The organism is Sphingobacterium sp. BIGb0165, assembly GCF_024810095.1.
Lineage (GTDB): Bacteria > Bacteroidota > Bacteroidia > Sphingobacteriales > Sphingobacteriaceae > Sphingobacterium > Sphingobacterium detergens.
Window position 1 is genome coordinate 552,781 of record NZ_JANUEB010000003.1, and the last position, 12,007, is coordinate 564,787.

At 37.9% G+C, this 12,007-nt stretch carries 10 protein-coding genes and 1 pseudogene; 7 read left to right on the top strand and 4 right to left on the bottom strand.

The window, feature by feature from the left end:
• Positions 1 to 113: 113 nt before the first annotated feature.
• Together M2408_RS08870 and M2408_RS08875 are read right to left on the bottom strand one after the other, a co-directional pair.
• Positions 114 to 1,307 (bottom strand): FecR family protein, encoded by a 1,194-nt coding sequence (locus M2408_RS08870; protein WP_259180954.1) that lies wholly within the window; start codon positions 1,305 to 1,307, stop codon positions 114 to 116.
• Between the two features lie 74 nt (positions 1,308 to 1,381).
• A complete protein-coding gene (locus tag M2408_RS08875) occupies positions 1,382 to 1,894 on the bottom strand; it encodes a sigma-70 family RNA polymerase sigma factor (protein WP_259180956.1) in 513 nt (170 codons plus the stop codon).
• A 532-nt stretch (positions 1,895 to 2,426) separates the two neighbouring features.
• Between M2408_RS08875 and M2408_RS08880 the strand changes: the two genes are divergently transcribed.
• From M2408_RS08880 to M2408_RS08890, 3 genes are all read left to right on the top strand, one after another.
• Positions 2,427 to 2,954, top strand: a complete 528-nt coding sequence (locus M2408_RS08880) for a hypothetical protein (RefSeq protein ID WP_259180958.1) — start codon at positions 2,427 to 2,429, stop codon at positions 2,952 to 2,954.
• 106 nt (positions 2,955 to 3,060) lie between these two features.
• Positions 3,061 to 3,456, top strand: a complete 396-nt coding sequence (locus M2408_RS08885) for a VOC family protein (protein WP_259180961.1) — start codon at positions 3,061 to 3,063, stop codon at positions 3,454 to 3,456.
• A gap of 146 nt (positions 3,457 to 3,602) precedes the next feature.
• A complete protein-coding gene (locus tag M2408_RS08890) occupies positions 3,603 to 4,028 on the top strand; it encodes a DUF3995 domain-containing protein (RefSeq protein WP_259180963.1) in 426 nt (141 codons plus the stop codon).
• A gap of 367 nt (positions 4,029 to 4,395) precedes the next feature.
• On the opposite strand, the gene M2408_RS08895 is transcribed toward M2408_RS08890, so the two are convergent.
• The gene (locus M2408_RS08895) at positions 4,396 to 5,982 is read right to left on the bottom strand and encodes a discoidin domain-containing protein (RefSeq protein ID WP_259180964.1); all 1,587 of its coding nucleotides are present in this window, start codon (positions 5,980 to 5,982) and stop codon (positions 4,396 to 4,398) included.
• 212 nt (positions 5,983 to 6,194) lie between these two features.
• Complete coding sequence (locus tag M2408_RS08900) at positions 6,195 to 6,911, bottom strand: DUF3667 domain-containing protein (RefSeq protein WP_259180966.1); 717 nt, start codon at positions 6,909 to 6,911, stop codon at positions 6,195 to 6,197.
• Positions 6,912 to 7,113: 202 nt separating this feature from the next.
• Here M2408_RS08900 and M2408_RS08905 point away from each other — a divergent pair, with 202 nt between their 5' ends.
• The 4 genes and pseudogenes from M2408_RS08905 to M2408_RS08920 all read left to right on the top strand — a co-directional run bounded on the left by M2408_RS08905 (position 7,114) and on the right by M2408_RS08920 (position 11,342).
• Complete coding sequence (locus M2408_RS08905) at positions 7,114 to 7,869, top strand: response regulator transcription factor (RefSeq protein WP_259180968.1); 756 nt, start codon at positions 7,114 to 7,116, stop codon at positions 7,867 to 7,869.
• A gap of 125 nt (positions 7,870 to 7,994) precedes the next feature.
• Positions 7,995 to 8,561, top strand: a pseudogene (locus tag M2408_RS08910) (NAD(P)H-dependent oxidoreductase); the annotation flags it as partial.
• Between the two features lie 129 nt (positions 8,562 to 8,690).
• Positions 8,691 to 9,812, top strand: a complete 1,122-nt coding sequence (locus tag M2408_RS08915) for a VWA domain-containing protein (RefSeq protein ID WP_259180970.1) — start codon at positions 8,691 to 8,693, stop codon at positions 9,810 to 9,812.
• 63 nt (positions 9,813 to 9,875) lie between these two features.
• Positions 9,876 to 11,342: a sigma 54-interacting transcriptional regulator gene (locus M2408_RS08920; protein ID WP_259180972.1), complete on the top strand. Its 1,467-nt coding sequence runs from the start codon at positions 9,876 to 9,878 to the stop codon at positions 11,340 to 11,342.
• The last annotated feature ends 665 nt before the right edge of the window (positions 11,343 to 12,007 follow it).

The window sequence follows — 12,007 nt, forward strand, 5'->3', positions numbered from 1 at the left end:
GTTAATTCAGTTAGATGCAGGAGTATTGGAGTACTTCTGCATTCTTTTTTATACAATATTTAGGTATTTATCTTCTTACATATTATAAGCCCTCCTTTTCTTAGTTAGATAGTTTATTTATTTTTGTCAGTCGGTTTGCTAACGATTAATTTTTCTTTGTCGATTGTTAACTGATAGCCGGTCAGGTCTTTCAGTAGATTACAGACCTCTGCAAGGGTCACATCTCTTTTTATACCTCCTTTGTAACGCCTTTTGTCTAATGAAACGTTGGAGTCAATGTTGATACCATACCATCGGCTTAATTCATCGAGAATCTGCTGCATATTTTTATTATCGAAATAGAAATAGCCATCTTTCCATGCCGTCGCTTCTTCCATATCTGGTATAGGAAAGGCTACCAATTGACTGTTAACCATTTTTACTCCATTTCCAGCATCTATAAAAATCTCCTTTTCTTGTCCATTGACTTTTAGGCGTCCTTCTGTTAGTAGTACTTTGGCGTTGGGCTTATAGGAATTGATATCAAAAGCTGTTCCTATAGCTTGGATACTAAGGTCATTAGCCTCTATGATGAATGGTCGTTTTGTGTCCTTGGCAACTTCAAAATAAGCTTCACCTTTTAATGTTACCTTCCGTTCATTTTCAGTGAAATTTGCTTTATAAATCAGTTCTGATTCCGAATTCACCCATACATGTGTACCATCACTTAGCGTTATCGCTATAGTAGATCTCTTGGGCACAATTAAGGTGTGTATCGGGTTGGACCCTTCGGTTTTGAGCTGTGAGTATAGTAATTTTCCATCTTTTAATTCGATACCTTGAGAAAGGCTTTGATCGACTTGTTTATTCATTAAGTTAATGTCTTCTTTTCCTTTAATCTTCAGGATAGCACCGTTTTCCCCCGGAAGGACATCATTTTTCTGTCCATAGACCTTATCTGGGATAAGATAATTGATAGGTTTCAGATAGGATTTCCAGATCCAAACAAAAGTAAAGAGTACTAATAGTGAGGCAGCTACTCCGATAGTAGTTTTCCATTTTCCATTCCACCGACGATAATTTGGAGCAATTTTTCTTTCATTATATTTGGTTTTTAAAATTTCCCACTCCTGATCCAGATCGGTGCTGCGTAAATCAAATGGAACTTGGATATCCGTATTCGCAAGACGATGGCGTAAACTGTCCTTTGCGTCAGGATATTTTTCCAACAAACGTTTTAGCTCATTTTCCTGTGCAGTAGATAATTGTCCATCTTTCAGGAGTAATGAAGCTAATTCAGCCAATACTATTTTATCGGTTTCTATCATAATTCAATAACTAAATAACTTGAGGAATCAAAAAGGGTGACTCGGGATGAAAAAAAAATAAAAAGGAATAATCTTTAAAACAAAAGGAAGTTTAATATTAAATTTAGGAATTTGGTTTTCAAAAGGTTTATTGCACGCATGCGTTGGGTTTTTACGGTATTGACGGACACATCCAATTCCTGTGCGACCTCGTCATATTTCATGCCATCCAAGTAGATTAAACGGCAGATCCGCTGACAGCCTTCAGGTAATTGGTCAAGTTCGCGGTGTAATGCGCCAATCAGTTCGGCATTGATAAGATCGTCCAGGATATTATGATTGTCGGATTCTTCTACGGTGATGGAATTGCGTATCTTATCAAATACCATATTCCGTCGTTTGGTGTTCATTGCCATATTTTTTACGGAGGTGTAGAGAAAACTTTTGATAACACGTTCTCCTTTCTCCAACAGCTCTGGTCTATCCATTAGGACAATAAAAGCATCTTGTACAATATCCTTGGCTATTTCCTCCGAGTTGACCCATGGAAAGGCAAACGTACAGAGCTGTAGAAAATATGTTTTAAAATAATATTCGATGGATAACATTACCTAGCTATTTTTTAAAAATATAGCTATTATACAAAAATATTGGGAACAATGTGCTTAATTTATATAAAGCGAAGCCAGAGCTGTTTTTGCCAATAAGTAATTGAAATGGATGTTTTTAAGGGTTGTTTTTTTTGCTTTAGTGGGATGATTCGGCTGTTGTTTTTATCTTATTTGCTTTAAAATTGTAACGAAAAAAAGTTTTGTATTTATGCCAAGAAACTTCCACCATCGGCTACAATTATTTCGCCAGTTTTGAAACCTGCGCGGATTTTCCTCTTTCCAGTTCAGTGAGATACCTTAGGAGATTTGTGCTGAATGTTTGTATGCATACTGTATTGACTCTTATCGGTGCAAGCTCAAATCCAGGTGGACCGTAAGGCTCTCAGCAGCAGATGTATGTCTTTGGTTGAATTTGGCTTAATCCATCATTTAAAATCAACTTTAGACCTAAAAAAACCATCATTTTCAGGGATATTTTAGTTTGATACCTTTAGTTACTTTTGATATATACTATGATTAAAATAGTGCGATGAAACAGACCCTGGTTTTAATTTCCTTTGTAGCATTTGCTGGCTGTAAAATCAATACACAGAAATTGCAGATTTCTGCTATTCAAACCGTACCAAAACGAGTGGCAAAAGAGAATCCCGAAACTGGTACAACATATACTTTTACAAGCCGTAACGAAATAGCAGAGCGGCTCGCGCCCCAGATTTTTATGCTTTCCAAAACTGCTGAAACGCTAAAATTTCGTATACAAGGACATATTCATTCCAGTGGACATACGATGAGTCGGGTCAGAAAAATTCGTTTCGAAAAAGGCGAACAATATGGTAATACCATTACACTGCGCTACTTTGTTGAAATCAAGAAAATTCCTGGCAAGGAAAATGCAGATGTACGCGGTTATAATTATACAAAAGATGAAAAGTATAAAATACCGAATGACGTTAAATTGATACAAATCGAATTGTATGAAGATCGACTCAATGACACATCAGTTATCAATCCCGCGCTCATCGCTCAACATACCTTTAATTTTTTTGCGAAAATATAAAGGCTTATTTGTTTGACAAAGCAAGAGGAATAGGAAAAACTTGTCCCATGGCAATCTTTAATCTGTTGAAACCCATTAACTCTATGCTGTACAAAAATGAGATAATATGAAACCTAAAAAGATATGGGCCAATTTGGCGGTTGCTAATCTAGAACGCACACAGAAATTTTACGAAGTACTGGGATTTAAACCCAATAATCCATATACTTCTAATGAGTTGGTCAGCTTCTTTTTTGGAGAAAATGATTTTATAATTCATTTTTTTCTGAAAAATATACTGGAATCGAATGTAAAAGATGTCAATTTTGGCGATTCTCAGATAAGCAATGAGATTATATTCACGCTTTCCGCAGAAAGCAAAGAACAAGCAGATCAATGGGCCAATGAAGTTGAAAGTGCTGGGGGAACGATTGTATCAAAACCGACCAGTTTTGGCAATAACTATTATGGATTTGTCTTTGCTGACCCTGATGGTCATAAGTTTAATGTCTTCAAGATGTAGTAAACATCTGGCCCTACGTATGTTTTTTTCTAGCTTACTTCCTTAAATAACCACAAAGCATAAGCAATAATTTTCAATGCTGTTTTTTATGCGATAAAAAGTTACTTTTTAAAGGTGATGTATATTTTAAAGATTATATTTATCGAATGGAATTTATATTATCAATAGTAATTGCCAATATCTTTATTTTGCTAGCATTACTTCATCTCTTTTGGGTATTCGGAGGTCAGTGGGGGATTAGTGCTACCATACCTACGGACTTGAATGGAAGAAGGTTATTTAATCCTGGTTGGCAAGGGACTTTACTTGTCGCCATTGGATTATTGTTTTTTGCATTGATAAACCTCTCTGCCATTGGGGTGGTAAAGGTTCCTTTCGAGAATCACTATGTTCTTTATGGTATGTATGTGATTAGCGGTATTTTCTTTTTGCGATTTATAGGTGATCTGAAATATGTTGGAATATTTAAGAAGTATAGACAGTCCGTATTTGCATCGCGGGATACCTATATCTATAGTCCGTTATCCCTGTTTTTATCACTTTCCAATGGAATTTTAGCAGTTTTATTATAAGGGCTATGGTCCTGTTTTTTTGCTCTCGTATTTATTATTTTTACTTCTACTCTCCATAAGGCATTTTATTTGCCTTTGGTCCATGATTAACTTTTCATCATTTGATTAAGATATACAATAACTAAAATAAGGATTTAATCATAGAAAAGCGTGGGGCAGATTTCTGGAGTTAGTGCTATCGTCATCGGGTTTATATTAGCGGTCGATACCAATATATTAGAATAAATAAAAGAAGCAGTTCAAAAATCAAAAATGTGCTCTAGGAATTGAATATTTGAAAAAGATAGTGTAGATGGTTACGAAATAAAAAAAATAGGAGTGTCCGACGTTTGTGGACACCCCTCTATAGGTCTAAGCTAATCGAAGACTAATTGGAAAAGACCCCGAAGTCAGCCAGATGTGAATAGAAGAAATCACCCCACGAATTCACAGACTCTATTTTAAGATAGCGCGTGCTAATTGTTGAATCAAGATTAACATTGATCCAGGAACCAGAAACTTTGCTCAGCTGAGCTGATTTAATTAAGGTCCAACTTGTACCATTGGTGCTTGTATAAATATTAATATCTTTCATCGCTCCATTCAGATTATCGCGGTTTCGAAATGCAAGTCCTTTTACCGACCGTAGAGCACCCATATTCACAGAGAAGAAGTGAGGTTGTGGTGTTTGGGCTGAAGACCATGGCGTATGCCAGATTGTACTTCTGTTCATATCTAACACATTGCTTGCGGGAGCACCAGATTCGTTGCTGTCACTGCCTAAGATTGACCAGCCTGTTGTTGGCAATAGTTTATGCGTGACAACTTTGCTGAGATCAGGAACATTATTGACAAAGTTGTAAGCATAACCTAATGTTGAGCGACTTCCGTTGACATGCATAAAGCCGATACGCATTTCATAATTTCCGTTTAAATCATAAAAATCTGCCAATGGGCACTCGAATCTGAAGCTATCTTGGCCAATGATTTTTGTCGCCCATTGTACGGCATCATAATCATTGTTACCACCAAAAGGCTCCCTGTCATGCCAAACGACGATATCATTTACAGGTTTGGTTGTGGTAAATTTTCCGGAGATAATGATCCTGTCGTTGCTGTAGCTTGAAGATAATGAAGTGATCTCCGCAGATGCCGCACCATACCAGTCATTTCTTGTCACGGTGCTAAACACCTGGCTGTTATTAAAGGTTGCTGCAGTGGTAGCTGTCAATGAAGTGGTGGAGATTCCATAAGTTGAATTGCCAGATCCCATCAATGCAGTCCCTAAAGTCGGAGCCAATGTCTTGTTCATCCGGTTATGGCTAGCATTTAAGCCATGGCCAAGTTCATGAATCATTCCACCTATCCAAACTGTTGCTTTCCAACCAATATCTCCACCTATTCCGAGGTTTTTGGCGTCCAGATTTATGTAATCCAATGCATAACAGGTGGTGCCAGTACCATAGAATGGTGGGCCTCCCGGATTAGCCGGATCAGTATTATAAGTAGGAATAATAATCAGGTTATGCTCACTTTTTTTTGCTGTGGGGTTCTGTGCAAAATAAGCATCGACTTCGGACTTTACAGCACCACTACCACCTGAATAAGGATAGGTTGACTTGCCGAAATTTCCGGCAATGTAGTGGATATTGATCAGGGTGTCATTTGTCAGATCCAATCCGAAGGATTTGCGCCCAAAACCTTCACGGTTCATATTCGTGGCGAATATTTCCTGCGCATCAAGAAGGATCCGACTGATTCGTTTTCTAAAGTTAGGAATCGAATCGACATCATTAGGTACGAAATAAATGACATTGAGTTTGTACGGATTTTGGCGCCATTCATTCGTAATTGTTGTGTTGGATGCTTTTAGTTTTAGATTTTCACTGTTTTCATCCGTGGGGATGAGCGTCTTATTACACGACGCTACACCCAGAGCCAAGGTGGCAATCAATAAATTTAAAAGTTTTCTCATAATGGTTTATATTGTATAGTAATGAATATAAACCATTGAGCTTATTATCTAGAAAAAAAATTACATTTTTTATCCAATATTGTTTAGTCAATCGATTGATAAATGGATTTTAATAATTGTTTTGTAACATTTATTAATTCAGTTGATAAAAATTAAGTTATAAGACTGAGGTGGTTTATCCCTTTTATAAATAGATCCGAAAACTATTATTGTCAATGAAAGATAAGGTCTATTGTCGAACCGATAGTAAAGACCACTATTGTAAACGTAATATATCCTAGAATGTATGCGGCAAATGCTTTTAGATAACTAGCTGTTTTTTGTGGATCGAAGAACTGTCCTATAGACCAAACGCAATATAACATACCTACTATACTAGAGAGCACCATAACATTTTTATGTGTAGTACCTTCGATTATTGCAAAAAGTGAATGTATTATCATGCTCATTCCTAGAGTAAAACACAACAGGATAATGATTTCAAAAAGATTGAGCCCATATTTTTTAAAAAATAATTTTGCCCAAAATGCAATAAATATCCCTATCATAATATTGGCATAACCATAATGGGTTTGAATCCATAGATACATAGCGCCCGTTGTGGAGTGTCGGGATTCATAATAACTAACATATTTGTCTTCAACATGAAAATAATGGCTTACAATCGAGTAGATCAGTGAGGTGACAATAATAAAAATAACGGGTTTGACCAAGCGACTTCGATTCTCAGAAATGTAATTCCGAACATTTTTTCCCGGAGTGGTGACTAGTTCGCGGATAGTATACAGAATCCCCCGTTCGAAATGAAGAACATGTTCGATCTCATGGGCGATGTATTGTGCATCTATTCTTTTAAGGACCGCGGGTTGACCACATTTTGGGCAGAAATTGGAAATGATATCAGTTCCACAGTTTTTGCAATTTGTCATTTTAAGGTAATTAAGGCTGTAATGATATGTTTCGGTTTGTTGTTCGCCAAAGCTCTCCGATTAGGGATAATTGTTGTCCACATAGTCAATAGATTTTTGGCTCCCTATTGATTTCTATTTTGCTCAAAAATATTACTGATTATCCTAATAAAAGCTACACCTGAGTGTAGTTTTATTTATTTTTGAAGTATAGAGTTTGAACATGGATGTTAACAATTTATTTTCACCCAAGAATACGGTGGATAGTCTTTCAGCAAAAGATTTAGAACAGACCAAAGATTATGTAGAAATAGTCAAAGCTTTCGCACGCATTACCTATCAAAGTATCTATGTGATAGATTATCAATTGAAAGCATTTGAATTTGTTTCAGATAACCCGTTGTTTCTGGCAGGTTTAAGCTCAGAACAGGTTGTTGAGATGGGATACGGATTTTATCAGAAATATGTCCCTTCGACGGATTTTCAGATGCTCATTCAGATCAACAATGCTGGCTTTAATTTCTATGAAAATATTCCATTGGAGGAGCGGAAGCTACATGTTATATCCTATGATTTTCAAATACAAGATGCAAATAAGAAATATATTTTGATCAATCACAAGTTAACACCGTTTTTTCTAACCGAGAAGGGAAAGATATGGAAGGCCATGTGTATCGTATCTCTATCTTCAAATGTATCTTCAGGAAATGTAACCATAGAAAAGCTTCATTCTGATTTACAGTGGGAGCTTGACCTATTGACCGGTAAATGGATCGCCCGTGGAAAAATTAATCTCACAGAACGTGAAATCGAAATATTACGTTATTATCATCGCGGACTTACTATCCACGAAACTTCCGAGAAGATCTTCATTTCAATCGATACGGTTAAATTTCATCGACGGAAATTATTTGAAAAATTGGGCGTGGGCAATATGAATGAGGCCTTGACCTTTGCTTTGAATAATAGGTTGTTATGAGTATTCCGTTGCCAATCTCGTTTTGATTAAACAAAGCGATTCGAAGTTCCGACAAGATTTGCAAAAGAAAATGTAATTCTAATCATATCATTATGAATATTTTAATTGTTTAAAGTCATCCGAGCGAAAAATCCTATACTTTTGATATATTCAGCCATCTGAAGAATATATTGGCAGCCCAAAAATGGAATGTTGAAGTTTCTGATTTATATGCAGATAATTTTCAGGGTATTATGACCGCAACGGAATACCAAAGAGAAGGGAATGCAGACACAGCGCTGCCAGTTCCTAGGGATGTGATTGAAGAGCAGCAAAAAATTGAAAATGCTGACTGTATTATCTTTCTCTATCCGGTCTGGTGGAGCGATTGTCCGGCAATGATGAAAGGTTGGTTTGACCGGGTATATTCGGTTGGCTATGCCTATGGACAAGAGCCAGACTTGCCTAAAATGAAAATAGTCAAATATGGAATAGTTATCTGTACTGCAGGTCATCCCAATAACTTTTTAGAGGAAATCGGCATTGCCCAAAGTATGGAGAAAGTTACGCTTGAGGACAGGTTAGGGAAACGCTTTCAGCACCAGGAAATGCTTATACTAGGGGGCACCTTGGCAATTGACAATCTGCGGGAAAAACATCGGGAACAAGTCAATGAATTAGTGAAAAAGATAAACATTGATCCGTTGTTGTGATTGGCATAATCGGGGCGAAATTTTGGATATGTGACTCTTTATAAGAATTATTATTTCGTAAATTTATCTTATGAAGCGATTCCGATATCTATAGACGAATAGCTTCTTCATCCTTAATACAACGAATGCATGGACAGCACGAAACGAAATAGGGGCTTTCTCTTCACACAATATACCGAGCCGTTTCAGACACCTTTTGATAAATTATTTAATATTTTCAAAGAACTGATTACACATACTGCTGGTGATTTTGATGAAGCTATTGATTGGTTGCGGCAGTTGGACCGAGAGTTCAAATTAACTACTCCAGAATATACGATCGATGATTTCATTGCTGATCTCAAGAACAAAGGATACATCCGAGAAAAATTGGGATTTGGTGGCGACGGCGGTGTAGATCTTACCTCCAAGCTGGAAAAAGCTTTGCGACAGAATGCATTAGATCAGATTTTTGGAAAGATGCGAAAAGGAACGTCAGGCAACCATAAAACCAATCATCAGGGACGGAGCGACGAAAATATGGGGGATTTTAGGAGCTTTCAGTTTGGAGACAGCCTAGAGAAAATAGCATTGACCGAGAGTCTGAAAAATGCACAGATCAATCATGGGATAGGAGAGTTTAGCTTATCAGAAAATGATCTGGTCGTAGAGGATACGCAGTTTAAATCGCAAATGAGTACGGTGTTGATGATTGACATCAGCCATAGTATGATTCTATACGGTGAAGACCGGATCACACCAGCGAAGAAAGTGGCCATGGCCTTATCAGAGCTCATCATTACACGTTATCCCAAAGACTCTCTTGACATCATTGTCTTCGGTAACGATGCCTGGCCGATAGCGATCAAAGATCTGCCCTATCTGCAGGTAGGACCATTTCATACCAATACTGTCGCTGGCCTACAGTTAGCGATGGATATACTCCGAAGGAAACGGCATGCAAACAAACAGATCTTTATGATTACTGACGGAAAGCCGAGTTGCCTAAATATGCCAGATGGCACTTATTATAAGAACTCGATGGGGCTGGATCCTTTTATTACCAGTAAGTGCTATAGCATGGCAGCACAAGCCCGAAAGCTGGGGATACCAATTACTACATTTATGATCACTTCAGATCCTTATCTGCAGCAATTTGTTGACGAATTTACATCCTCAAATCAGGGCAAAGCATACTACACGGGACTTGGGGATTTGGGCGGAATGATTTTTGAAGATTACGAAGAAAATCGCAAAAAAAGAATACGATAAACAGACGTTTATCGATAATAGGATATCATCTTGCGCAACGTTTGCGCCTCATCATTAGAATATATGGATTATACGAAGATTACAACATTTGGCGCATTGAAAACATCAGGTTACAAACCTAAGACGATAAAAGAAGAATTGCGCCAGAATCTGATTACAAAAATAAGCAAAGGCGAAAACGTTTTTACTGGTGTACATGGTTACGAGGATACAGTTATTCCTGAACTTGAAAGAGCTATTCTCTCCAAACATAATATTAATTTTCTAGGTCTTCGCGGTCAGGCAAAGACACGTCTGGCTAGGCTTATGATAAATCTGCTCGACGAATATGTACCTGTGGTACAAGGATCGGAGATCAATGACGACCCATTTAACCCGATATCGCGCTATGCACTGGAACTATTGAAGGAAAACGGGGATGACACCCCGATAAGTTGGCTTCATCGAAGCGACCGTTTTGCCGAGAAACTTGCCACTCCTGATGTGACCGTAGCAGATTTGATCGGTGATGTAGATCCTATCAAAGCCGCTAATCTGCGATTGAGTTATGCGGACGATCGTGTGATTCATTTTGGCATGATTCCACGGGCAAACCGTTCGATATTTGTGATTAATGAGCTGCCCGATCTTCAAGCTAGGATTCAGGTGGCCCTTTTCAATATCTTGCAGGAGGGGGATATTCAGATTCGCGGATTTAAGTTACGTCTACCATTAGATGTACAGTTTGTGTTCACTGCAAACCCAGAGGATTATACCAATAGGGGAAGTATTGTGACGCCGTTGAAGGATCGGATAGGATCACAGATATTAACACACTACCCCGCATCTGTTGAGGTGGCGAAGGCAATTACTGCCCAAGAGGCCAATTTGGAAGTTGCGCAGAAGGAGCGAATATACGTTCCCGAACTGGCTCGTGAATTAATTGAGCAGATCAGTTTTGAAGCCCGAAATAGCGAATATGTCGATGAAAAAAGTGGTGTCAGCGCACGGATGAGCATCACGGCATTTCAAAATCTGTTAAGCACAGCCGAATTGCGTATGCTTAGAAACAGAACAAAAGCGACAGCGGTGCGCTTGGGCGATTTTATGGGTATCGTACCGGCTATAACTGGTAAGGTGGAGCTCGTTTACGAAGGTGAACAAGAGGGGGCGGCGGCTGTTGCCCTGCAGTTGATTGAAAATGCCGTAAAAAGTATCTTTCCGATCTTGTTTCCCAAAATTGAGAAACTGGAAAAGGAAAACGAGCGTTATCCCTATGATGATATCGTTCGTTGGTTTTCGGAATCGGAGGGTATTGAGCTGTCCGATGAACTCACTGATGCAGATTACGAGAGTCTGTTGGATCAAATGACACCTATCCAAACGCTGATACAACAATATCAGCCAGAGGCCAAGGCAGAAGATCGCTACTTCCTGACCGAATTTGTACTTTGGGGGCTAGCGCTAAATAGCAAATTAAGTAAATATAGGTTAGGCAATGGCCTGCAGTTTCAAGATAACTTTCAAGGATATCTGAGAAACAATCTATAACAATCCGATAAAAGCTTTCCTCAGTCAGTTCGAGGGAAGCTTTTTTGTTTTTATGTGTTTATCCATTGTAGGATATATAATAGGGAATAAAGATAAGCCTTGACTGCTTTTCCAAACGAATATAAATCCATTGATAGTGAAATTTGCAGAATATTTAGTCCCCGATTTCTCTCGGCTGCTGGCTGCATACTTTATATTTCGATCAATTTTCCTATATATTTTTAATACATTGCTGGGTTTCATTCTTATACTGATTTCGTGCTGTGATATAGGCAAAGATCTTCCTCCAAATACTATAACATAATCTGATACAAGTTGGGTATTATCTCCTGCGCGCGAAGACTCCTGGGGATCACCAATTTCTATCCTACGGATTATCTTTTCTAATTCGAAGCTAATGTTGAATATTAATATGTAGATAATCAAAACCAACAACCAGTACCTAATTTTTAGCGTTATTAATGCCATTCCAAGTAATATATTGATGGTTCCAATAGTAATTCTGAAATAAAGAATAGACTCCAGCTCCATCTCGTACGAGTAGCAACTCTTACAAAAATGATATTGATAGAGGGTATGAATATCATTAAAAGTAATTAAACTGTTAAATAGGACCATTAGTACACCGATGATCCTACAAAGAATGGGCTGTGTTAGGATATTGC

Coding starts and splice junctions, on each gene's coding strand:
- M2408_RS08870 (WP_259180954.1), bottom strand. CDS start 1,307: ATGATAGAAACCGATAAAATAGTATTGGCTGAATTAGCTTCATTACTC.
- M2408_RS08875 (WP_259180956.1), bottom strand. CDS start 1,894: ATGTTATCCATCGAATATTATTTTAAAACATATTTTCTACAGCTCTGT.
- M2408_RS08880 (WP_259180958.1), top strand. CDS start 2,427: ATGAAACAGACCCTGGTTTTAATTTCCTTTGTAGCATTTGCTGGCTGT.
- M2408_RS08885 (WP_259180961.1), top strand. CDS start 3,061: ATGAAACCTAAAAAGATATGGGCCAATTTGGCGGTTGCTAATCTAGAA.
- M2408_RS08890 (WP_259180963.1), top strand. CDS start 3,603: ATGGAATTTATATTATCAATAGTAATTGCCAATATCTTTATTTTGCTA.
- M2408_RS08895 (WP_259180964.1), bottom strand. CDS start 5,982: ATGAGAAAACTTTTAAATTTATTGATTGCCACCTTGGCTCTGGGTGTA.
- M2408_RS08900 (WP_259180966.1), bottom strand. CDS start 6,911: ATGACAAATTGCAAAAACTGTGGAACTGATATCATTTCCAATTTCTGC.
- M2408_RS08905 (WP_259180968.1), top strand. CDS start 7,114: ATGGATGTTAACAATTTATTTTCACCCAAGAATACGGTGGATAGTCTT.
- M2408_RS08915 (WP_259180970.1), top strand. CDS start 8,691: ATGGACAGCACGAAACGAAATAGGGGCTTTCTCTTCACACAATATACC.
- M2408_RS08920 (WP_259180972.1), top strand. CDS start 9,876: ATGGATTATACGAAGATTACAACATTTGGCGCATTGAAAACATCAGGT.